The 20,917-nt window shown below is 66.5% G+C and carries 20 protein-coding genes and 2 pseudogenes; 13 read left to right on the top strand and 9 right to left on the bottom strand.

What is annotated here, in order from left to right; translation table 11 throughout:
- Positions 1–420: 420 nt before the first annotated feature.
- On the top strand, positions 421–1,839 hold the full coding sequence (locus FPZ12_RS09530) for an MmgE/PrpD family protein (protein ID WP_144756995.1): 1,419 nt from the start codon (positions 421–423) through the stop codon (positions 1,837–1,839).
- A gap of 54 nt (positions 1,840–1,893) precedes the next feature.
- On the opposite strand, the gene FPZ12_RS09525 is transcribed toward FPZ12_RS09530, so the two are convergent.
- The 3 genes from FPZ12_RS09525 to FPZ12_RS09515 are packed head-to-tail and all read right to left on the bottom strand — an operon-like array spanning position 1,894 to position 4,473.
- On the bottom strand, positions 1,894–3,066 hold the full coding sequence (locus FPZ12_RS09525; RefSeq protein ID WP_144756997.1) for a CaiB/BaiF CoA transferase family protein: 1,173 nt from the start codon (positions 3,064–3,066) through the stop codon (positions 1,894–1,896).
- 53 nt (positions 3,067–3,119) lie between these two features.
- Positions 3,120–3,521, bottom strand: coding sequence for a cupin domain-containing protein (locus tag FPZ12_RS09520; protein ID WP_144756999.1), 402 nt, complete (start codon positions 3,519–3,521; stop codon positions 3,120–3,122).
- Between the two features lie 22 nt (positions 3,522–3,543).
- Positions 3,544–4,473, bottom strand: a complete 930-nt coding sequence (locus FPZ12_RS09515) for an NAD(P)-dependent oxidoreductase (protein ID WP_341771211.1) — start codon at positions 4,471–4,473, stop codon at positions 3,544–3,546.
- Positions 4,474–5,067: 594 nt separating this feature from the next.
- On the opposite strand from FPZ12_RS09515, the gene FPZ12_RS09510 reads away from it, so the two are divergent.
- The 6 genes from FPZ12_RS09510 to FPZ12_RS09485 all read left to right on the top strand — a co-directional run bounded on the left by FPZ12_RS09510 (position 5,068) and on the right by FPZ12_RS09485 (position 10,923).
- Positions 5,068–5,541 (top strand): MaoC family dehydratase, encoded by a 474-nt coding sequence (locus FPZ12_RS09510; RefSeq protein WP_144757003.1) that lies wholly within the window; start codon positions 5,068–5,070, stop codon positions 5,539–5,541.
- A 38-nt stretch (positions 5,542–5,579) separates the two neighbouring features.
- Positions 5,580–6,740, top strand: a complete 1,161-nt coding sequence (locus FPZ12_RS09505) for an acyl-CoA dehydrogenase family protein (RefSeq protein WP_144757005.1) — start codon at positions 5,580–5,582, stop codon at positions 6,738–6,740.
- Between the two features lie 83 nt (positions 6,741–6,823).
- A complete protein-coding gene (locus tag FPZ12_RS09500; protein ID WP_144757007.1) occupies positions 6,824–7,711 on the top strand; it encodes an HpcH/HpaI aldolase/citrate lyase family protein in 888 nt (295 codons plus the stop codon).
- Between the two features lie 27 nt (positions 7,712–7,738).
- Positions 7,739–8,887, top strand: a complete 1,149-nt coding sequence (locus FPZ12_RS09495) for a CaiB/BaiF CoA transferase family protein (protein ID WP_144757009.1) — start codon at positions 7,739–7,741, stop codon at positions 8,885–8,887.
- The gene (locus FPZ12_RS09490) at positions 8,884–9,990 is read left to right on the top strand and encodes an NDMA-dependent alcohol dehydrogenase (protein ID WP_144757011.1); all 1,107 of its coding nucleotides are present in this window, start codon (positions 8,884–8,886) and stop codon (positions 9,988–9,990) included. The genes FPZ12_RS09495 and FPZ12_RS09490 overlap by 4 nt, the downstream gene beginning before the upstream one ends.
- 39 nt (positions 9,991–10,029) lie before the next feature.
- Positions 10,030–10,923 carry a DUF6282 family protein gene (locus FPZ12_RS09485; protein WP_144757013.1) on the top strand — a complete coding sequence of 298 codons (894 nt, stop codon included), beginning with the start codon at positions 10,030–10,032 and terminating at the stop codon, positions 10,921–10,923.
- Between the two features lie 317 nt (positions 10,924–11,240).
- On the opposite strand, the gene FPZ12_RS09480 is transcribed toward FPZ12_RS09485, so the two are convergent.
- Complete coding sequence (locus FPZ12_RS09480) at positions 11,241–11,825, bottom strand: LysR substrate-binding domain-containing protein (protein ID WP_166462661.1); 585 nt, start codon at positions 11,823–11,825, stop codon at positions 11,241–11,243.
- Here FPZ12_RS09480 and FPZ12_RS47070 point away from each other — a divergent pair.
- Together FPZ12_RS47070 and FPZ12_RS09475 are read left to right on the top strand one after the other, a co-directional pair.
- A pseudogene (locus tag FPZ12_RS47070) lies at positions 11,796–12,099 on the top strand (YigZ family protein); the annotation flags it as partial. The gene FPZ12_RS09480 and the pseudogene FPZ12_RS47070 overlap by 30 nt on opposite strands.
- A gap of 315 nt (positions 12,100–12,414) precedes the next feature.
- On the top strand, positions 12,415–13,179 hold the full coding sequence (locus tag FPZ12_RS09475) for a DUF5131 family protein (RefSeq protein WP_144757017.1): 765 nt from the start codon (positions 12,415–12,417) through the stop codon (positions 13,177–13,179).
- Between the two features lie 3 nt (positions 13,180–13,182).
- Here the strand turns inward: FPZ12_RS09475 and tcmP are convergent, their stop codons facing one another.
- Positions 13,183–14,271 carry a three-Cys-motif partner protein TcmP gene (gene tcmP / locus FPZ12_RS09470; RefSeq protein WP_144757019.1) on the bottom strand — a complete coding sequence of 363 codons (1,089 nt, stop codon included), beginning with the start codon at positions 14,269–14,271 and terminating at the stop codon, positions 13,183–13,185.
- 83 nt (positions 14,272–14,354) lie between these two features.
- Positions 14,355–14,885 (bottom strand): hypothetical protein, encoded by a 531-nt coding sequence (locus tag FPZ12_RS09465; RefSeq protein WP_144757021.1) that lies wholly within the window; start codon positions 14,883–14,885, stop codon positions 14,355–14,357.
- A gap of 137 nt (positions 14,886–15,022) precedes the next feature.
- On the opposite strand from FPZ12_RS09465, the gene FPZ12_RS09460 reads away from it, so the two are divergent.
- From FPZ12_RS09460 to FPZ12_RS09445, 4 genes and pseudogenes are all read left to right on the top strand, one after another.
- The gene (locus FPZ12_RS09460; RefSeq protein WP_166462660.1) at positions 15,023–15,316 is read left to right on the top strand and encodes a transposase; all 294 of its coding nucleotides are present in this window, start codon (positions 15,023–15,025) and stop codon (positions 15,314–15,316) included.
- 31 nt (positions 15,317–15,347) lie between these two features.
- Positions 15,348–16,508 carry an IS30 family transposase gene (locus FPZ12_RS09455; RefSeq protein WP_424923585.1) on the top strand — a complete coding sequence of 387 codons (1,161 nt, stop codon included), beginning with the start codon at positions 15,348–15,350 and terminating at the stop codon, positions 16,506–16,508.
- A 33-nt stretch (positions 16,509–16,541) separates the two neighbouring features.
- Positions 16,542–16,985 carry an IS3 family transposase gene (locus tag FPZ12_RS09450; protein WP_144757027.1) on the top strand — a complete coding sequence of 148 codons (444 nt, stop codon included), beginning with the start codon at positions 16,542–16,544 and terminating at the stop codon, positions 16,983–16,985.
- Positions 16,986–16,997: 12 nt separating this feature from the next.
- Positions 16,998–17,426, top strand: a pseudogene (locus FPZ12_RS09445) (integrase core domain-containing protein); the annotation flags it as partial.
- A gap of 107 nt (positions 17,427–17,533) precedes the next feature.
- On the opposite strand, the gene fxlM reads toward FPZ12_RS09445, so the two are convergent.
- Genes fxlM through FPZ12_RS46340 form a run of 3 tightly spaced genes read right to left on the bottom strand, consistent with a single transcriptional unit; the run spans position 17,534 to position 20,768 of the window.
- Positions 17,534–18,736, bottom strand: a complete 1,203-nt coding sequence (gene fxlM / locus FPZ12_RS09440; protein WP_208025810.1) for a methyltransferase, FxLD system — start codon at positions 18,734–18,736, stop codon at positions 17,534–17,536.
- A 44-nt stretch (positions 18,737–18,780) separates the two neighbouring features.
- On the bottom strand, positions 18,781–19,929 hold the full coding sequence (locus FPZ12_RS09435) for a lanthionine synthetase C family protein (protein ID WP_144757031.1): 1,149 nt from the start codon (positions 19,927–19,929) through the stop codon (positions 18,781–18,783).
- Positions 19,926–20,768, bottom strand: a complete 843-nt coding sequence (locus FPZ12_RS46340) for a thiopeptide-type bacteriocin biosynthesis protein (protein WP_243769772.1) — start codon at positions 20,766–20,768, stop codon at positions 19,926–19,928. The genes FPZ12_RS09435 and FPZ12_RS46340 overlap by 4 nt, the downstream gene beginning before the upstream one ends.
- Positions 20,769–20,917: the final 149 nt, after the last annotated feature.

Here is a 20,917-nt window from a genome sequence, read left to right as displayed (position 1 = left end):
GTTCCCCACCCGGCCGCCAACAGTCAGTGGGGCGGCACGGGCGGCCGCGTTCGCACCGTCCACGACCAAAGTACTACAGCGACGGCGCCGGGTGGACCGGTTCGCCTGATCCTCGTGCCACGGCCGCCCGCGCAGCGACCTGGCAACGGGGACGAGACCGGTCTCGAATTCATCAACGCCGACGTCACCCTGTCGCTGGCCCGTTGCCCGCGGGTGAGCTGGGACTCGTGCTGTCGGAAGTGCCCTCGTCTTCGATCGCACGGGAACGCTGGGCATCGTCGTCGCGAGTGGGCTCGCCAACGGAGCGAATGCCGTGGATCCGACGCAGTTCCGCAGGCGCCTGTGAAACCGGCTTTCCTTGAGGACCCCCGCTCGCGAGAGTAGTGTTCAGAACACAATATATTTTACGTAGGAGTTACCTTGAGTGACACCGTGGTGCGGGTCCTGGCCGATTTCGCCAGTGGCGCGCGGTTCGAAGACCTGCCACCCGAAGTCGTCGAAGAGACCAAACGCATCCTGCTCGACTCGATCGGCTGCGCACTCGGGGGAGTCAGTGCTCCGAAAGGCGCTATCGGCGGCCGCCTGGCGCACCTGATGGGGGAGGGCGGTTCCGCGACGATCATCGGGCGTGGCAGGCGCGCGTCGGTGTTCGGTGCCGCCTTCGCGAACGGCGAGCTCATCAACGCGCTGGATTTCGACGCGATCCTGCCACCGGGCCACGTCGCGCCCTACGTCATCCCGGGCGCGCTCGCGGTCGCCGAAGAAGGACATACGGCAGGCCGCGAGCTCATCACCGCGACCGCGGTGGCGCACGAGATGTCCTACCGCTTCGGCAAGTCGATGGACTACCACCGGGACACGAGCGGGGAGAAGGCCGACACTCCCGGCGTGCTCGGTTTCGCGAGCACCGTGTTCGGCGCGACCGCTGCGGTGGGCAGTGTGCGTGGCCTCCCGGGGGAAACGGTGGCCGACGCGCTGGGGATCGCGGGCAGCATCTCGCCGGTCAACTCGCACCGCTCCTGGCTGATGCACGCGCCCACCTCGACCATCAAGTACACGATGGCGGGCCCGATCGTCCAGGCCGCGCTGACTGCTTCCTTCTCGGCCGAATACGGGCACACCGGCGACCAGCTGATCCTGGACGACGCCGAGTACGGCTACCGCCGGTTCATCGGGGCGCGGCGGTGGGCCCCGGAGAACCTCGTCGGTGAACTCGGTTCCACGTGGCGGTTCCCGGCGGAGAGCACGCACAAGCCGTACCCGCACTGCCGTGTCATGCACGCTCCGTTCGACGCGCTGACCGAGATTCTGGAGAGCAACGACATCCGCCCAGGGGAGATCGAGGGCATCCGTGCCTGGGGCGAGGGCTGGGTCCAGCTGCCGGTGTGGCTGAACGACCGGATCGAGCAGATCCACGACGGCCAGTTCAGCATCGACCACGGCTTGGCCGTGGCCGCGCAGCGCATCCGGCCGGGGCCTGCCTGGCAGTCCCCTGAGGTCGTGCACAGCGAGCAGGTGCTGGGCCTGATGGAGAAGGTCACCTTCCAGGGGCATCCCGACGCGATCTCGGCACTCAACCGCGACCCCCGTAGCCGGCCGACGCGGATCGAGGTCGATGCGCGCGGAACGACCTTCGCCGCCGAACGCCGCTACCCCAAGGGCACGCCCTCCCCGGAGCCGGAGACGTACATGACCACCGAGGAACTGGCCGAAAAGTTCCGCGTCAACGCCGCGGAAGTCCTTTCGCCGCAACAAGCCGAGGACGCCGTCGACGCGCTGCTCAATCTGGAACGGCTGGACGACGTCGGCAAGCTCATGGGATTCGTCAGCGTCGCCTGACTGTCCACAGTGCACAAGAGGGGCGGGCCACGTGGCCCGCCCCTCTTCCGTCGCTTATTTGTCGCTGTACAGGACGCCGGTCTCGAGCAGGTGCTCGATCCGGTCGGCGTCCAGGACCTCCTCGGCGAGATCGCGGGTGTCCTCGCCGACCCGGGGCGCGTCGGGGACGCGGTGCGGCCGTTCGCCGTCGAACTTCCAGGGCGGCCGGACCAGGACCGTGTCCTCGCGGTCCTTGGCGATGAGGTCGAGCCATTCGGTCTGCGGGTGGTTCACGTACTCCGCGATGCTCAGCACCGGCGCGAACGGGACGTCGTACTCGGTGAGCCGGGCTTCCCAATACTCCGCGGGTTCCTTGACGAACTCGGTTTCGAGGATGCCGACGAGCTCGAAGTAGTGCTCCTGCCGGGCGTTGTACCGGGCGAAGCGCGGGTCGGTCGCCAGGTCCGGCCTGCCGACCGCTTCGCAGAGCGCCTCGAAGAACTTCTGGGAGGACGAGAGGTGCACTGTGACGTAGACGCCGGAGGAGGTCTTGAGACAGAAGACCTGTCCTTGCGGATGCCGGCTCTGGCGGGTGGGGGTGACCCCGGAGTCGCAGTACAGGGTGATGGCGTCGATGGTGAGGGCGCTGATCGATTCCATCATCGACGTTTCCACGTGGCTCCCGCGCCCTGTGGCGGCCCGCCCGCAGAGCGCCGCCAGCACACCCGTGACGGTGCACAGGGCCGTGACCAGATCGGCCGACGCGCCCCCGGCCAGCTGGTTCGACCCGGCGTCGGACAGCAGCGAATACAGGCCGCCGTAGGACTGGCCGATGGAGTCGTAGGCCGGGCGCTGTTCGAGGGGCCCGCCGCTGCCGAAGCCGGAAACGGAGCCGTAGACGAGATCCGGCTTCAACGCCCGGCAGACCTCCGGGCCGAGGCCGAGCGCGGCCGTCTTGCCCGGCCGGAGGTTCTCGAGGACTACGTCGAAGTGCGGTACGAGGGACTTCACGAACTCCACGCCGACGGGGTTCTTGAGATCGACCGCGAGACTGCGTTTCCCGGTGTTGAACTGGACGAAGTACGGGCTCTTGTCGTCCATCTGGCGCCGGAAGTCCTCGCCGGTGCCGGGCTTCTCCACCTTGACGACCTCGGCCCCGAGGCTGCACAGCAGCGCGGTCGCGTAGGGGAGGGAGATGTACCCGCCGATTTCGAGAACTCGGATTCCGGCCAGGGGTTTTTCGGTCATTGCTGGTCTCGCACTCTCTGGTGGTGTCCGTTGCGCTGGTCTCCGGTCGCGGGCTATGACGGCCGCGCGCGCGCTTCGGCTTCCGCGTATTCCTCGTCCGACAGCTCCTCCTGCCAGTCCACCCCGCCGAAGGTGATGGCCAGGTGCATCATCGTGCGCGCCGAGGTGGCGCCGTGCCAATGGCGGGTACCGGCCGGAGTCCACACGAGATCGCCCGCGGCAATCCGGATGGTCTCCTGTTCGTCTCCGATGAGCCCTTCGCCGTGCTGCACCACGAGGAGCTGGCCGCCTGGGTGGCTGTGCCAGTAGGTTCGCCCGCACGGGGTGAAGAAGACGTTCCCGAAGGCGTTTCCCTGCTCGTCCTGGTGCAGCAGGTCGCGCCACAGTTCGCCGGTGTAGGGCCCTTCCGAGCGCGCCGAGCAGGCGTTTGCTCCCTGCCTGACCACGATCAGCATGCGTTTTCTCCTTTTCCGGTGTTCAAGAGGGCACGACCCGCGTACCGGCCAGCCGGTCGACGATCCGCGCGGCGGTGTCGACCTGCGCGCCGGCGCCGTTCTCGTCCAGAGCGTTCTGCAGCAGCGACAGCGTCAGATCGCCGTAGGGCGTGGGGACACCCGAGTCCCCGCCGAGCTCGCACGCGAGCCGGACATCCTTGTGCGCCAGGCCGAGGGTGAAGCCGATGTCGAGCCTGCCCTCGACGACCTGCGGGATCATGACCCGCTCCAGGTAGGCGTTACGGCCCCCGCTCGCCTGCAGGATCTCCACGGCCGTGCGGGGGTCGATGCCGTTCTTGGCCGCGAGCGCCACGCCCTCGAAGGCGAGAAACCGCTGCGCTCCGGACAGGAGGTTGTTGACGAGTTTGATGGTGTGCCCGGCGCCGACCGGCCCGGCGTGGAAGACGTTCGGGCTGATCGCGCCGAGCACGGGCCGGACCCGCGCGAACCCCGTCGCGCTCGCGCCGATCATGATCGCGATCGTGCCCGCGGCCGCCCCTGCCCTGCCCCCGCTGACCGGCGCGTCCACGAGAGTCACCTCATGGCGGGCGAGCTCTTCGGCCATTTCCCGGGTGGCGTGCGGGTCCCCGGTCGTCTGGTCGATGATCGTCGTGCCCGGCCGCGCCGAGCCGAGCAGTCCGTCCCGGCCGAATACGACCGAGCGGACGTGGTCCGAAGTCGGCAGGCAGAGGAAGATCGTGTCGCACCCGCTCGCGACTTCGGCCGCGCTCCGTGCGACGACGGCACCGAGCTCTTCGAAGTGGGCGGTCGTGTCACGGTCCTTGTCGTGCACCAGTAGCGGGTGTTTCCGGAGCAGCCTGGCGGCCAGTGCACCGCCCATAGCGCCCAGACCCACGTAGCCGATCGTCATGCGGACAGCCTCCTCGGTTCGACGATGAGCGGGAAATGTCAGTGCGCGACGGAATTCTCAGTATTATATATGAAGTATGGTTTTTGTACACCGCTCGTGGAAGGTCCGGCGGAGTGGGGTTTTGCGACCGACCGTAGTGCCGTATCGGAAAGAACGTCCTTGAATGCTCTGTCCGATGAAAGGTCGGATTTGGCGCGCTGGCTTGACTGGGGCCGGGCGCGTGGGAGACGGCGGGTCGATCCCGGCGAGGGTTCTTGTCGTGATCGGCATCCGGCGGACCCGCTGTGCCGGTCTCGCGCTGAAACAGTGTTCAAAGCACGATATATGATGCGGTTCCGGTGTTCTTCAGTCTCGCGCGCGCCCGGCCTCCGGATCGCCACCTGGCCGCATCTCCTCGATGGGGGCCAGGGGAAACCGCTGGTGAGGCGAGTTTGATCGGCGAGCTTGTGAGAACATTATATATGAAGTATGCTCAGCCGGTCGGTAGGAAGAGAAGCTTGGTCGCCGGCGGGCGCCCCGTCAGGGCGTCCCAGTGGCCCCAACGCGCCGCCGGTGACACATCGGAACAGCAATCTCTCGTCGCCTGGAGACCGCAAGGCCCCCACGAGGATTCGCTCGGCAAAGCAGGAGGAACCCATGCCTGGGCTGTACTTTGAAGAGTTCGAAGAGGGTGCCGTCTTCGAACATGCCACGCGCCGCACCGTGACCGAGGCGGACAACATGTTGTTCAGCAACATGACGCTGAACCTCGCGCCGCTGCACCTGGACGCGGAGTACTCGAAGGGCACCATCTACGGGCAGCGGCTGGTGAACAGCCTGTTCATCCTCGGCCTGGTGGGCGGCATCTGCATGCAGGACACCACGCACGGCACGACGCTGGGCAACCTGGGCTTCGAAGAGGTCAAGTTCCCCAAGCCGGTGTTCCACGGGGACACCATCCGGGTGCGGACCGAAGTCATCGGCAAACGCCTGTCCAAGAGCCGGGACGACTCGGGCATCGTCTTCTTCCGCCACCAGGCGATCAACCAGCGCGACGAGATCGTCTGCGACTGCCGTCGTGCCGGGCTGATGCTGAAGCTCCCCGCCGAAAAGGCAGCCGCGGCGAGCTGAGGCGTCCACCGATCCACGAGAAATCCAGGAGACAAGTCATGAGTACCCCCAACGCGGACGACCTCGAGCTCATTCGCAAGACGACCAGGGAACTCGCTCGGAAGTTCGACCTCGACTACTGGCGGGACAAGGACAAGAAGGGCGAATACCCCTGGGAGTTCGTCAAGGCGTTCGCCGACGGCGGCTGGCTCGGCGTGATGATCCCCGAGGAATACGGCGGCCTGGGGCTGGGCCTCACCGAGGCTGCGGTCATGCTGCACGAGGTCGCCGCTTCGGGCGGCGCGGCCGGCGCGTCCGCCATCCACTTCTACATCTTCCCGCCGGGGCCGGTGCTGCGGCACGGTTCGGAGGAGATGAAGCGCAAGTTCCTGCCCAAGCTCGCCGCGGGTGAATCCCTGATGGCCTTCGGCGTCACCGAGCCTGGCGCGGGCGTGGACACCTCGCGGATCACCACGCGCGCGAAGAAGACGGACGGTGGGTGGGTCATCAACGGGCAGAAGGTGTGGATCACCAACGCCCAGAACGCCAAGAAGATCCTCCTGCTCGCCAGGACCTCCCCGCGCGACGACGCCAATCCCATGCGCGGCATGACGTTGTTCTTCACGGACCTGAACCGCGAGCGGATCACGGTGCGCGAGATCGAGAAGATGGCGCGCTCGGCGGTGGACTCCAACGAGCTGTTCATCGACAACCTCGAAGTGCGGGACGACGAGGTCGTCGGCGAGGTCGACCGCGGGTTCACCTACCTGCTGGACGGGCTCAACCCCGAACGCATCGTGGTCGCGATGGAGATGATCGGGCTCGGCCGCACGGCGCTCGACATGGCGGTCAAATACGCCAACGAGCGCGTGGTGTTCGACCGGCCCATCGGCAAGAACCAGGGCATCGCGCACCCGCTCGCCGACTCGTGGATGCGCCTCGAAGCGGCGGAAATGGTGGCGATGAAGGCGGCGGGGCTGTTCGACGCCCGGCAGCCGTGCGGCCCCGAGGCCAACACCGCGAAGTTCCTCGGCGGGGAGGCCGGGTTCGAGGCCTGCGACCGGGCGATGCAGACGTTCGGCGGGTACTCGTTCGCGAAGGAGTACCACATCGAGCGGTTCTGGCGTGAGTCCCGGCTGCTGAAGATCGCCCCGATCTCGCAGCAAATGGTCATGAACTACATCTCGACCAAGGTGCTCGGCCTGCCGAAGTCCTACTGACCCCCGATCCCGGGCGCCGCGTGAACCACCGGCGGCGTCCGGGACGAAGCACGGGCCATGCGTAATAGAGGAGAGCGGGTCCGTTGAAGCCGTACCGATCGATGCTGTTCGTTCCCGGCCACAAGTCGTCCTGGGCTGAAAAGGGGGTGGCCGCGGGCGCCGACGCGTTGATCCTGGACCTGGAGGACGCGGTGCCCGCCGCGCAGAAGGCGGAGGCCCGGAACCTGGTCCGGGAGACCATCGGCAGGCTCGGCGGCGAGGACACGCGTGCCGATTTGTGGGTGCGGCCCAACAGTTTCGACAGCGCGCTGTTCGGCGCCGACGTCGAGTCCGTGGTTACCGCCGGTCTCGCCGGCCTTGTCCTGCCGAAGGTGTTCTCGGCGGAGGAGGTCGTGCGGATCGACGCGATCGTGTCCCACATCGAGGAGCGGGAAGGACTCGCGCCGGGCAGCGTCGGCCTGATCATCACGTACGAGACCGCGGAATCGATGGCGCGCTGCGAGGAGATCGCCGCCGCGAGCCCGCGGATCGCCAGTCTGCTCGGTGGCACTGGGCCGAACGCCGATGTGGGGCGTTCCCTCGGTTTCGAGTTCACCGTGGAGGGACTCGAGTCGCTGTACGTGCGCAGCCGGATCATCCTGGCGGCGCGCGCTTCCGGCCTGCACCACCCGCTTACCGGCGTGTGGCAGGACCTGACGGACTTGGCGGGATTCCGCCGGTTCGCCGAGGACAGCAGGCGCCTCGGTTTCCGCGGCATGATGTGCATCCACCCTTCGCACGTCGGGCCGTCGAACGAGATCTTCACCCCCTCGCCCGAGACCGTCGCCTTCTACCGCCGGATGGTCGAGGCCTTCCACAAGGCGGCCGCGGAAGGCCATGGGGCCGTGGATTTCGAGGGGATGCACATCGACCTCGCCCATGCCAGGACCGCCGAGGGTGTCCTCGAACTGGCCGACGCGATCGGCGTCTGACCCGGGCCCGAGGTGAGGGAAAAGGCTATGCCAGTGCACAATTCCGGCCCGCTCGCCGGTGTCCGGGTCGTCGCGCTCGCCGGGATGGGACCCACCCCGTTCACCGGGATGGTGCTGGCGGACATGGGGGCCGAAGTCGTCCGCGTGGTCCGGCCGCCGAAGCGGCGGGCGCGCGCGTTGAGCCAGACCGAAGGCATGGGGCCCGAGCACGATCTCGCCAACCGGGGGGTCGTGTCCGTCGAGGCCGATCTGAAGGACCCGGCGGGCGTCGAATCGGTGCTGCGCCTCGCCGAGGCAGCGGACGTCTTCATCGAAGGCTATCGGCCCGGCGTCGCCGAGCGTCTCGGCTTAGGGCCCGCGGAGCTACGCCGGCGCAATCCTCGGCTCGTGTACGCCAGGCTCACCGGTTACGGCCAAAGCGGGCCGCTCGCGCAGCACGCGGGTCACGACATCAATTACGTGGCACAGAGTGGCGCTCTGCACGCGATGGCCAGAGCAGGTGAACCACCGCGCCCGCCGTTGAACCTCCTCGGCGACTACGCGGGCGGCGGGATGGTGGCGGCGTTCGGCATCGTGTGCGCGGTGCTGGAGGCCCGGTCGTCGGGCTGCGGGCAGGTCGTCGACGCCGCGATGGTCGACGGGGTGGCCCTGCTGACCGCCAAGATCCAGGGGCTCCGCGCGGCGGGACGGCACAGCGACGACCCCGGCACCAACTTCCTTGACTCCGGAGCCCCCTTCTACGACACGTACCGGTGCGCGGACGGCCGTTATGTGGCAGTCGGCGCGCTGGAGCCCGACTTCTACGCGGAGTTCGTTTCGAGGCTCGGCGTCGACGCGAGCGCCTGGCCCGAGCAGAACGACCGGGCGAGCTGGCCGCGCTTGCGCGAATTGATCGCCAAGGCGTTCGCCGCGCGCACCCGCGATGAATGGGCCGCCGTCTACGCGGGCACCGACGCCTGTGTCACGCCGGTGCTGACGTTCGACGAGGCCGCGGAACATCCGCACAACGCGCAACGCGAGCTGTATCGCGTGGTGGACGGGGTGCTGCATCCGTCGCCGGCACCCCGGCTGTCCGGCACACCGGCGCGGGAACCGTCGTCGCCTCCGCCGGGCACGCGGGCCCTGGCCGGGGTGCTCGCGGAGTGGAAGCCAGGGGAAACGGAAGGAGCGGGATGAAAACCAGAGCCGCGGTCGTCGAGGAAGGCGGCAAGGCCTTCGAAATCCGTGAACTCGACGTCGACGAACCCCGCGTGGGCGAGGTGCACGTCAAGTTCGTCGCATCGGGACTGTGCCATTCCGATCTGCACCTGATCGACGGCGACATCGTGCCGCGGTTCCCGATCGTCGCCGGGCACGAGGGCGCGGGGATCATCGAGTCCGTGGGGCCCGGCGTGACCCGGCTCGCGCCCGGTGACCATGTCGTCTGCAGCTTCATCCCGAGCTGCGGGACGTGCCGCTACTGCGCTACGGGCCACCAGAACCTGTGCGACCTCGGCGCCCACCTGATGAAGGGCGAGTTCGCCGACGGGACTTTCCGGTATCACGGCGAGGGCCGCGATTACGGCAGCCTTTCCATGATCGGCGCGTTTTCCGAACGGGCTACGCTCTCGCAGCATTCGGTGGTGAAGGTCGACGACTGGCTTCCGCTCGAAGTGGCCGCGATCGTGGGGTGCGCCGTGCCCACGGGCTGGGGCAGCGCCATCAACACCGGCGGCGTGCGAGTCGGTGACACCGTGGTGGTCTACGGCATCGGCGGGATCGGGATCAACGCGATCCAGGCGTCCGCGTATGCCGGCGCGAAGTTCGTGGTGGCCGTGGATCCCGTCGAGTTCAAACGGGAGACCGCGCTGAAACTCGGGGCGACGCATGCCTTCGCGGACCCGGCCGAGGCCGCGGCGAAGGTGAACGAACTGACCTGGGGTCAGGGTGCCGACCAGGCCATCGTGACGGTCGGTGTCGTCGACGAGGAGGTCGTGCGGAACGCTTTCGACATCACCGGCAAGACGGGCACGCTCGTGATCACCGGGCAGTCCCATCCGGAGAAGGTCACCATCCAGATCCCCAGCGCGCTGCTGGTCCGCAACGAGAAGGTGATCCGGGGCTCGCAGTTCGGCTCCAGCAACCCGCAGTACGACATCGTCAAACTGCTGCGCCTCTACGACAACGGTCAGCTCAAGCTCGATGAGCTGATCACGAAGAAGTACACATTGGACCAGATCAACGAGGGCTACCAGGACATGCGCGACGGCACGATCATCCGCGGCGTCATCGTTCACTGAAACCCCCAGCCGGCCTTCACTTCAACGGAGATGTGTGAGATGACTGGATTCCAGATCGAAAACTCGATCGACCTGCATTGCCACTTCCGGCCCGATCACCTCGGCGGCCAGGCCATCGAGAACGGGGTCGACTGCCGGACGGGCACGTCGCCCATCGAATCGGCGAAGGCCGCCATCGCGAGCGGTCAGGCCGGAGCGGTGCTGAAGTCCCACAGCTTCGCCTCGACGGCACTCGTCTCCGCGCTGAACGAGATTTTCCCCGAGCTGAGGCTGTTTTCGGGGATCTGCACCGATTACATCTCGGGTGGCCTGAACATCGACGCGGTCGACGCCGCGCTCCGGATGGGGGCGAAGATCGTCTGGCTGCCCACCCTGCACAGCGTGAACGACATCGAGGGCGGGAACATCACCGGCCACCCCGGCCCGGGGATCGCGGTGATCGACGAGGCCGGGAAACCCGTTGACGACGTCCACCAGATCTTCGAGCTGGTCCGCCAGCACGACGCGATCCTCGCCACGGGACACACTTCGGCCGCCGAGCACTACGGCGTCATCCGCGAGTTCGCCCGGCGGGGCAAGGTACTCGTGACCCACGCCGGTGAACCCGCCGCGGGACCGAAGCTCACCGCCGCCCAATGCGTGGAACTCGCCGATCTCGGCGCCACCATCGAGTTCACCGCCATGCTCTGCCACGACGGCGTCGCCGGCGCCACGGCGAAATCACCCCTGCAGGCCGCCGAGATGATCTACGCCGTGGGCGCCGGACGCTGCGTGCTCGCGACCGATTACGGGTTCATGAAAGGAATCCCGGACCCGGTCCCCGGCTTCGCGAACTTCCTCGAACGCCTGTGGTCGGAAGGCGAGGTCGCGGAAAAGGACCTCGTCCACATGGCGAGCCGCAAACCCGCGGAGCTGCTCGGCATCTCCGTCTGACCGCGCTGGACGAAGGGGGCCTTGGGGCGCCGTCCTTCGAGACGTTTGCTCAGCCGTATCGAGCGTTACAAGGAGGCGGGCGGGCGCAGCCGAAGACTCGACTTGAACCGTCCCGACGCGACACCAGCCGCGCTCGACACGTGGAACCCGCCTTCCACAACGACGAGCGCTGGTGGGACAGGTATCGAAGGCATGGACATGGAGCCGCAGTCCTTGGGTCCGGTGGCTCGTCGGGAAAGCCCGAACAAAAACGTGAGCCCGATGACCAGCCCCATCGTCATTGTGACGAACCTGGCGACGCCCTGCGAGCTTGGCGTTCATGACGTGCCGCTTCGACCATCACGCGCTGCTTGCCATCGCTCGGTGAGGAAAGCCACGAATGAATCCGTGGCGGGCGGCAACGTCCTGGTTGTCAGGTGGGCGAGGGAAATCTGCCGGGTTAGGCCGGGCTCGGTGTCGACGGTGACGACGGGGGCGCCCGCCGGGGTGACGGACGCGGGGGTGATGCCGAAGCCGGTCAGTGTCGAGACCAGGTGCGGGACCAGGTGTGTGTCGTTCACTTCGACGACCGGCGCGGGGTGTGCCTCGCCGGCGGCGAAGAATCGTTGCGCTTCGGCTGAAGTGCCCATGCTGCGGTGCAGGCCGATGTACGGGATTCCGGCCAGGTCGGCTGGACGCATGGGAGCCTTGTCGGCGCGCGGGTGGCCGCTGGGCAGGGCGAGGTGAAGTGGTTCGCGCATCAGGGGTGTATTGGTGATGTCGTCCTCGTTCTGTGCCTCGCAGATGGCCAGGTCGAACTGGCCATCGCGCAGACCGTCGATCATGGCACCGCGCAGCGAGGTGACCAGCGACCACCGCGTGCCCGGGTGGGTTTGCCGGTAGCCGGCGAGGAGGCGGGACACCACGAGACGGAGATCCGGCGTTCCCGATTCTTGTGCACAGTGGCGCGTCGTCAATGTCGACGCCGGAGCCGCGGTGATCGTGCGGGTCCGGAAGGCCGGGCCCGGACGCGAGCCACGACTGCACCGCGCTCCGGCTGGGCGGCGCCGGGAGTGGTGGTTTCACGTCGCGCGGCAACGACGGCGGGAACCTGACGGAACGGCCCTGGCGCTGATGCTGGAAGTGCTGACCCGCGGCAAGCTGACCAATGTCATCGCCGTCGTGTTCCGGTGGTTCTGGTGCCCAGGCTCGGCGCGAGCTGGCTGGAGTACGAATTGCGCGCCTCCCCGTAGCTGCTGCAGCACGCCGACTGCGGGGTGGCGGTCCGGTTCACCGTGGCGGGCCCGCCCGCGGTCTGGCCATTGTGCTTAGGTTTGCGGCTGCAGGACTCCGAGCTGCGACATCTTGTTTCTGTCGAACGCGTGTTCTACTCTAATGGCGTCCTTGGAGGGGGTCAGATATGGGTCCGGCCGATGCTTGGGGGCCGCTTGATGGGTGTCGGTGTTGTGACGTCTAGTGTTCGGGTCTGATCTGCGTGAGGAGTGGTTGGACGTGGCCGACCGTAGTTCGATCGAGTGGACAGAGGCGACCTGGAACCCGACGACAGGTTGCGACCGGGTGTCGGACGGGTGCGATAATTGTTATGCCCTGGCTCTTGCTAAGCGCTTGAAGGGTATGGGTGCGGCGAAGTATCAAACGGACGGCAATCCGAGGACGTCAGGTCCGGGATTCGGTGTCGCGTTGCATCGGGAAGCGTTGGCGCTTCCGTACCGATGGCGGCAGCCGCGGCTGGTGTTCGTCAATTCGATGTCGGACTTGTTCCATGCCAAGGTGCCTGTTGGGTTCATCAGGGACGTTTTCGCAGTCATCGCTGAGACGCCACAGCATACGTATCAGATGCTTACGAAGCGCTCGCTGAAGTTACGTCGCCTGGCAAACAAGTTGGACTGGCCGGACAACCTGTGGATGGGTGTCTCGGTTGAGAACGAGGCGCAGTTGGTCCGGGTGGAGCATCTGCGTGAGGTTCCTGCCGCAGTCAGGTTCATCTCCGCTGAGCCGTTGCTTGCTCCTCTGCCGGGTCTGTCGCTGTCGGGTATCGGCTGGGTCATCACCGGGGGCGAGTCGGGCTCGCGGGCGCGACCCTGCAATGCCGAATGGGTACGTGGTGTCCGAGACGCCTGTGCCGATGCCGGGGTTCCGTTCTTCCACAAGCAGTGGGGTGGAATCCGGCCTAAGTCGCTGGGGCGCGAGCTGGATGGACGCACGCATGACGAAATGCCAGTTCGTCAGACAGAAGTTGCGATGGCTGGCGAGTGAGAGCTAGCGGGCCAGGCGTACAAAACTACTGCGATACAGGCCCGATCGATCACTCTCGACCAACCCGTTGTCTCTTAAACCCTTCAGGGTGCGGATAACGTGCTCCGGCCGGTAAACCGTGTCGAACAAGGCGAAATCACGCAGGGTCTCCACCCTGACGCTGGCTTTGGGCTCGTTCTTCAGGCGCGCGAGTAGCAACCGGCCTAGCGGTGCCAAGGCAGGGTCTGTCAGCTCGAACAGTGTCTCGGCTTGCTCGTCGCGAGGGTCGCGGAAACCGACACCGTAGACCCGATCGACCTCCCACGCCGAGTCCTTCATCTTCTCCAGGCCGCGGCGGTGGTTTGTTCCGAAGACAAGGTAAAGGGACTCGCCACGTCTGTCGACCAGCTCGAAATCGAGCAGGTATTTGAAGCCCGCCTTGGACAGAGTTTGCCGGTAACAGGTGAGGATGTGCTGACGCTTCGCCTGGCCCGTAGCCATAGTGTCGATCCGGCGCCAGTTCGGGTCACCCCCGAAGACTTCATCCGCGCCCGGTCCCATCTTGGAGACAAAGCGGATGAAGTGCTGCGTACCGAGGGTGATGATGACTTCCGACGACTGGTTACGGGCGAGGCGTTGCAAAAGCCGGTAAGTGACCGGGACGTTGCCCCAGGAATCGAGTACAGCGAGAATCGGTTGTTCCCAGGCATCCATCGCGTCGAGTTGGGGCTCGAGCTTGTCGACGCAGGTCCCGAGTTCGATGCTGATCGGCAGCTTCTCCCGGCTGCGCGGGCGTGTCGGAAACTTGCTGTTCAGTTGCTCGCGAAGCATCTTTGTACATCTGGGGTCGTCGTCCACGAAGATCATCTTCACGACAGGCTCGGGATTCGGTACCTGCTTGAGAAGTGCCTCGATCGCGATGATCGGAGAACCGGGATATCCGCCCACGTAAACGCCGGGGCCGGCAAAGCCTTCGGCGTAGGTGGCCGACTTGTAGGCCTTGGAGCCGCCTAGCAGGATCGGGAACCAGCGTTCGAGGTAGCGGCGGTAGATATCGTGCTTTGCCGCTGTGTGGTCTGGCCGTTCCCAAGGCACCGGGCCGTCGACGGGCACTCCAACCCCCTCATGTCACCGTCTGTGACGCTGGCACACCAGTGAGTATTTGTCCATCACGTTACCGGGCACGAGCTTCCAGCTCAACGTTCATCAGGCGCATCTGCTGTCGACGGTTGGGGCCGGATGCCGTTGTATTTCTCGATGCCTCGTGCGTATGGCCTGGGTTCCAGGATGCCTTCCTGGAAGAGTCGGAACAGCGCTTGCCTCAGATGCTTATCCCATGCCTGTCCGAACGTCTCGTAGCCGAACAGTTCGTACGCATCCTCGGGTAGGCTGATCCGGCCGCGTGCACCAAGTACGTCGCGCGCGTGACCCTCGATGATGTCGACCCAGGTTGCCTGGCGTTCTTCCTCTTCTGCCGGAAAAGGGTCCTCGAGAGAGAACAAGCCGTCCTGTTCGGTGTCGGGCGGAGGGCTGCAGTATCGGCGCCACTCTGCGGCGGCCCTCGCCGCGGCGTCACGTATCCACCAAAGGCCATCTGGATGGCGGGTGAAGTGTACGAGCCAATACAGCGGCTGCTTGTGAGCGCGATCCCGAACCGGGATGAGAGTCGCTGCACAACCAGTTCGCTCCTGAATTCGCTGGGCATAGCCGTGCGCGATATCCGCCACGGCCGGTGACGTAGATGTCGATGACAGATAGATCTCCCGCCACCACTCTCCGCCCAGTACGGCATCCAGCTGAGGTGCCGGGAGGTTCTCGGACAGTGGCCCCAACGTAGAATTGGGGTTGACTGACGGGAGTCATTGTGGGGCAGAAACGTTCGCGGTATTCGCCGGAGTTCCGGGAGGTGGCCGCGAAGGAAGTGGTCGAGCGGTCACGCTCGACCACTGAGGTGGCGCGCGAGTTGGGGGTGCTGGAGCAGACTCTCGGGAACTGGGTGAAGAAGTATCGTGAGACTCATCCTGCCGAGGATGAGGAATTGCCGGTTTCGGACCGTGCCCGGTTGAAAGAGCTGGAGCGGCGTGTTCGTGAGTTGGGGCAGGAGAACGAGTTCCTGGGAAAATCGGCGGTGGTCTCAACCGGTCGGTGCAACACCTGAGGTAGAAAGGCACTTCGGAGGTGTTGCAGGGGTGGCGAGGATCGGGCGACCGGGGATGTCGGACGCGCAGAAGCGGGAGGTCTGGCGGCGGTGGAAGGAGGGGCAGTCGCTCAGTGAGATCGGGCGGGCGCTGGGCAAGGTCCCGGGTTCGATTCATGGTGTCGTGGCAGCGAACGGAGGTTTCGTTCCCTCGCAACGGAAACGGGCCGATACGACGCTGTCGTTGAGAGAGCGGGAGGAAATCTCGCGGGGTCTGGCGCGCGACGAGTCGTTCCGGCAGATCGCGGCCAGGTTGACGCGGGCGCCGTCGACGATCAGCCGGGAGGTGGGCCGCAACGGTGGCCGGGAACACTACCGCGCGGCGCGCGCTGATGAGCGGGCCTGGGGCACCGCGAGACGGCCGAAACCCTGTCTGCTGCAGCGCAACCCGCGGTTGCGTGATGTCGTCGCCGGCAAGCTCGCCGAGGACTGGTCTCCGGAGCAGATCGCCGGTTGGCTTGCGCGCCGCTACTCGCCCGGAGAGGCTATGTACGTGTCGCACGAGACCATCTACCGCAGCCTCTTCATTCAGGCCCGGGGTGTGCTGAAGAAGGAACTCGCGCACCACCTGCGGCGGCGACGCACCATGAGGCGAGCGAAAAAGGCCAGCACCGCGGGACAGCAGCGAGGTCAGATCCGCGACGCGGTATCCATTCGTCAGCGTCCCGCCGAGGTCGCTGACCGCGCGATTCCTGGTGCGTGGGAGGGGGATTTGATCACGGGCGCGAATAACAGCCATATCGCCACGCTCGTGGAACGGCACTCCCGCTACGTCGTCCTGGTCCGCGTACCGGGCAAGGACACCACCAGCGTGGTGACCTGTCTGACCCGCCAAGTCAAACGCCTCCCCACCGAGCTGATGACCTCACTGACCTGGGACCGGGGCACCGAAATGGCTGACCACAACCGTTTCACCATCGCCACCAACGTCAAGGTCTTCTTCTGCGACCCGAAAAGCCCATGGCAGCGCGGATCGAACGAGAACACCAACGGCCTGCTACGGCAGTACTTCCCCAAAGGAGCCGACCTCTCCAGCTACACCCAGACCGCCCTCGACGTCATCGCCCGGAAACTCAACACCCGCCCACGGAAAACCCTCGGCTACGAAACGCCTTCTGATAGACTCAATGCAACCGTTGCGTCGACCGGTTGAACCCGCCGCGGCCTTCTTCGCGAAGAAGTTCCGGTGACCGTCAAGTACGCGTTCATCGAATCCGAGGAAGGCAACTACCCGGTCATGTCCATGTGCCGGTGGGCGAAGGTCTCCCGGTCGGGTTACTACCATTGGAAGACGCGGCCACGGTCGGATACCGCCGCACGGCGGGACATTCTCGCAGCGCAGGTGACGTTCGCGTTCGAGTATTCCGACGGCACCTACGGTTATCGCCGCATCCACGCGCAGCTGGCGCGCTGGGGCACCCGAGTGGCCCCGGAGACCGTCCGCTCGCTCATGCGCCAGCTGGACCTGGTGGCCTGCCAGCCACGCCCGTTCCGGCCCGTCACCACTATCGCTGGTGACGCTGGCGGCCTGCCGGACCTTGTGGGCGGTGACTTCACCGCCGACCGGCCTGGCGTGAAACTGATCGGCGACATCACATACATCCGTACCGGTGAGGGCTGGTTGTATTGAGCGACGGTTCTCGACTGTTATTCCAAGAAAGTCGTCGGATACACGATGGCCGACCATATGCGTGCCACGCTCGTCATCGAAGCGCTACAGCGGGCGGCACGCAACGTCAGTACGGTAGCCGGCATCACCGTCTTCCATGCCGACCGCGGCGCGCAATATGTGTCCGCGGAATTCGCGGCAGTGGCCGCGAACCTGCGGATTCGCCGCTCGGCCGGGCGCACGGGGATTTGCTACGATAACGCCTGGGCGGAATCATTCAACGGAACCCTGAAGAATGAGCGCGTCCACCGCGTGCAGTATCCCACCAGAGAAGATGCCCGACGCGATATCACCCGCTACATCGAACTACGCTACAATCAGATCCGACTTCACTCAGCACTCGGATACCGCACACCGAATGAAGTGGAATCCGACTGGATCAACCAACACCAGGCAGCCTGAGAAACCAAAACTCACTGTCCGAAATCTTCCCGGCAGCTCAAAGCCGGCCTGTGGTCGGAGCTGTGGCCTTGTTTGCGGTGAAAGGAGTTCATGGCGGCGGACCGCACTCAATCCGTGTTCACTGTGAGGTAGGTCCAGTTTTTGGTGATGGATAGGGGTTTCCCGGCGCGGTTGGTCTTGGGGGAGATGGTGATGGTCGGGGTGTCATTCCGTGTGGTGCCCCACGCCTTGACGGCAGCACTTAATCGTTGTGCGAGTGCGGGTCCGCGGGTTCCGTGTCCGGTGGCGCCGAGTTCGTAGCGTCCTGTTTGTGGTCCGTGGTTGATGCGGCGGTGGGTGAGGTAGGCGAGGGAGTCGTGTTCGGCGAGGGCTGGTGTGCGGGAGGGGTTGGCTGGCGTGCAGAGTCCGGTGTGGACGGTCGTGGGGTGGGTGGTGAGTCGGCAGGTGCCGGGTTCGGTTCCGGTGAGGCGGAGCCAGATCCCGTCGTAGGATTCGGTGCCGGTGATGGTGATTCCGGACCATGCTTCGGTTTTCGGGGTGGCGAGGACGCCGTGGAGTGTGTCGGGGTTGAGGGTTTGGTCGGGGTCCCAGTGGAGGGTGACGTGGCCGTCGGGGTCGAGGTGGGTGGAGTGTTCGGTGTCGTGGCCGATCATGGGGACGAATCCGCAGAGCCGGGCGGAGTCGGACCGTAGTTCGTTGCCGTGGTGGGTGAGGGCGAGGCTGCGGGTTTGTCCGCGCCAGCGCAGGGGGACGACGAGGCGGCCGTCGGGGGCGATTTGCTGGGTCCAGGTTTTGGGGATGTCGAAGGCACCGACGGTGACGATGATGCGGTCGTAGGGCGCGTGTTCGGGGGCGCCGAGGGTGCCGTCGCGGGTGAGGACGGTGACGTGAGTGTTTCCGGTGGTGTCGAGGTTGTGGCGGGCGCCTGCGGTGACGTCGGGGTCGATGTCGATGCTGGTGACGTGCCCGGTGGGGCCGGTCAGGTGGGCGAGGAGAGCGGCGTTGTAGCCGGTGCCGGCGCCGATTTCGAGGATGGTGTGGCCGGGGTGGACGTCGAGTTGGTCGAGCATCATGGCGACGACGGTGGGCACGGAGGCGCAGCTGAGGGCGGAGCCGTCCGCGGCGCGTTTGGTGATCACGGCGGCGTTGGCGTAGGCGTCGGCGATGGTGGCCGCGGGCACGAACTGGTGGCGGGGCACGGTGCGCAGGGCCTCTTCGACGGCGGGGTTTTCGGCGAATCCGGCGTGGCGGACGTGATCGACCATGCGGGCGCGCGCGGTGTCGGGGGTGAGGTCGGCGGTGGTGTTCATCGGGTCCTTCCGTGCGTTGTGGCGTGAGGTTAGTGGCGACGGGTTCATGTGGTCAGCAGTAAGCAGGCGTCCCATCGGGTGATGAGCGAGTTGTTGTGCTGGGCGAGTGCGATCCCGGCCCGCCCTTCCAAAAGCCCTGGGGCCGAGGGCGATGGGTGTTGGCGCAGGTATGTGGCGAAGCGTCGCCGGAGGGCGGGCAGCACAGTGGTGAGGGGGCTGTCGGGCGCGGCGTCGGCGGCGACGCGGGCGGTGGTGTGGATGAGGCCTGCCCAGCCGTGGCACAGCGTCGCGTCGCGCAGCTGCGACAGTTGGGCAGGGTCGTGGATGCAGTCCGCGAGGACGTGCTCGACGCGGCGCTGGCGAACGGGGTCGTGGAGGGCGAGCGCGGCCAGTTGCTGGGCGCGGACCAGGCCTGGTGTGCCGTAGCACCAGGAGGGGCGTTGCGGGCCGTGCTGGCGGAGGGTGCCGGTGCGCCATTCCGCGCGGGTCAGAGTGGCGGGCCACCACGGGTGTTCGGTGTCTCGGCGCCAGTCGTCGAGCCAGTCGAGGATGGTGCGGATCGCGGCGATCTGGCCCGGCACGGTGACGTGGCGGCGGTGAGCGAGTGCCAGCAGAGCCAGGGGGCCGGCGATGCCGTGGGCGATGCCGAGGTTGCCGTGCCCGCCCTGCCACCGGCCGGTTCGTTGTCCCTGTGGCCCGGACCGGCACCACCATCCGGGAAACAGGTCGCCGCGGTGGCGCATCGGTTGGGTCAGCCGCACGAGGTAGGTCAGTACGTCGCGGAGGAGGCGGGTGTGGCCTCGTTGGAGGAGACCGGCGCCGAGCCCGGTGAGCCCGCTGATCAGATCGAACTCGCGGGGCTCGGGCAAGTGTCGTTGGTCGATTCGGCGATGGGCGCGGGCGAGCCGGTCTTGGGTGAGTGCGCTGATGTGGTCGTCGAGTACGCGTACTGCGGGCAGGTAGCCGGGGTGTCCGGTGGTGTGCAGGGTGTAGGCGATGGCCGGGGCGCCGAGGAAGAGGGTCGCCGTGGCGGGCGCGGCGGTGATCGGTTTCCTGGTCATTTCACGGATCCAGCAGTGCGCGCGCAGCCACCCGTCGGGATCGGTGCGAGCTTTCGCGGTGTGCTCCAGGGCGATGCCGACGGCGCCGACGGCCAGGGACTGGTGCCAATGGTCATCGTGGATCGGGCTCATGGGCGTACCGCCTGATGATGTCGCGCGTGCCAGGTCAGTGCGGCGGCTCGAGCGAGGCGGCGACAGGAGCTTTCCCGTTCGCGGTCGATACCTTGGGCCCGGTTGTGGTGCATGTGCATCAGCGACTCCAGCACCGCGTCGGCCTGCAGGGAACTCAGGTGCTCCCGGTAGTGCGCGAGGGCGGCATCGCGTTCATGCCAGGCATCGGCGACGTGCGCCCATCCCGGCAGGCGATTCAGATCGGCCGTGAAGTCCGCGACGGTACGCGCGAATCCCTGGTGGAGCGGCGAGCTCGCCGTGACCCGACGAGTCCGCAACCATTCGAGCACGCGGTCATGGCTGCCGAGCAATCCGCAGGCGAGAGCGATCATGTTCACCGCGGCCAGCACGACCGGATCCACAGTGGACGGAGAAACATGGCGGAACTGGGCGGCGACCACCGCTGTGTCGGCGACGAAGACGTTTTCAGCGGCGTGCAGGGCCGGGCCGGTTCCGTAGCGGCCGACTTCGGGCAGGTAGGTGGTGAGGGTGAGCCGTGAGGCGAGGCGATCGTGGCGCAGCCGGTCGGCCCAATGGCCGAGCGCGGTCAAACAGGCGTGGTAGTGGCCAGGGTCGCGGGTGCGCAGCCGGATCCGGAGGTGATCGGGCTCGGTCGGGCTTCGGTAGCGCACGAACCACACCTCGGGTGCCGGATCGATCGCTGCGAGGAGTTCGGGGAGGCGGTGAGCGATGAGCTCGGTGACGGTGTCGGCGTGGGTGAACAAGTGGGCGTTGAGCCAGCGTGCCGTGGCGGGGTTGGGGAGTTGGCCGTGCTCGTTGGTGATCACCGGCGCGGTCATCAGGACGGGCGCCGGTGCTGGGGGCCGGGTGGTGGCGAGGGGAAGCACGATGTCGTGGGCGTGGCCCTCGATCCATCCCCAGGATTCGGGGCCCGGGGCCGTTTCGCTGAGCTCGCCGTGGCCGTGCCGGGCGAGATGCGCGCGCAGCA

The sequence above is a fragment of the Amycolatopsis acidicola genome (genome assembly GCF_007713735.2).
Classification (GTDB): Bacteria; Actinomycetota; Actinomycetes; order Mycobacteriales; family Pseudonocardiaceae; genus Amycolatopsis_E; species Amycolatopsis_E acidicola.
The sequence above is the reverse complement of the archived record's forward strand: the minus strand, read 5'-3'. Positions and strand labels throughout refer to the sequence as shown.

Coding starts and splice junctions, on each gene's coding strand:
- FPZ12_RS09525 (WP_144756997.1), bottom strand. CDS start 3,066: ATGACCGAAAAACCCCTGGCCGGAATCCGAGTTCTCGAAATCGGCGGG.
- FPZ12_RS09520 (WP_144756999.1), bottom strand. CDS start 3,521: ATGCTGATCGTGGTCAGGCAGGGAGCAAACGCCTGCTCGGCGCGCTCG.
- FPZ12_RS09510 (WP_144757003.1), top strand. CDS start 5,068: ATGCCTGGGCTGTACTTTGAAGAGTTCGAAGAGGGTGCCGTCTTCGAA.
- FPZ12_RS09505 (WP_144757005.1), top strand. CDS start 5,580: ATGAGTACCCCCAACGCGGACGACCTCGAGCTCATTCGCAAGACGACC.
- FPZ12_RS09495 (WP_144757009.1), top strand. CDS start 7,739: ATGCCAGTGCACAATTCCGGCCCGCTCGCCGGTGTCCGGGTCGTCGCG.
- FPZ12_RS09490 (WP_144757011.1), top strand. CDS start 8,884: ATGAAAACCAGAGCCGCGGTCGTCGAGGAAGGCGGCAAGGCCTTCGAA.
- FPZ12_RS09485 (WP_144757013.1), top strand. CDS start 10,030: ATGACTGGATTCCAGATCGAAAACTCGATCGACCTGCATTGCCACTTC.
- fxlM (WP_208025810.1), bottom strand. CDS start 18,736: ATGAACACCACCGCCGACCTCACCCCCGACACCGCGCGCGCCCGCATG.
- FPZ12_RS09435 (WP_144757031.1), bottom strand. CDS start 19,929: ATGAGCCCGATCCACGATGACCATTGGCACCAGTCCCTGGCCGTCGGC.
- FPZ12_RS46340 (WP_243769772.1), bottom strand. CDS start 20,768: ATGACCGCGCCGGTGATCACCAACGAGCACGGCCAACTCCCCAACCCC.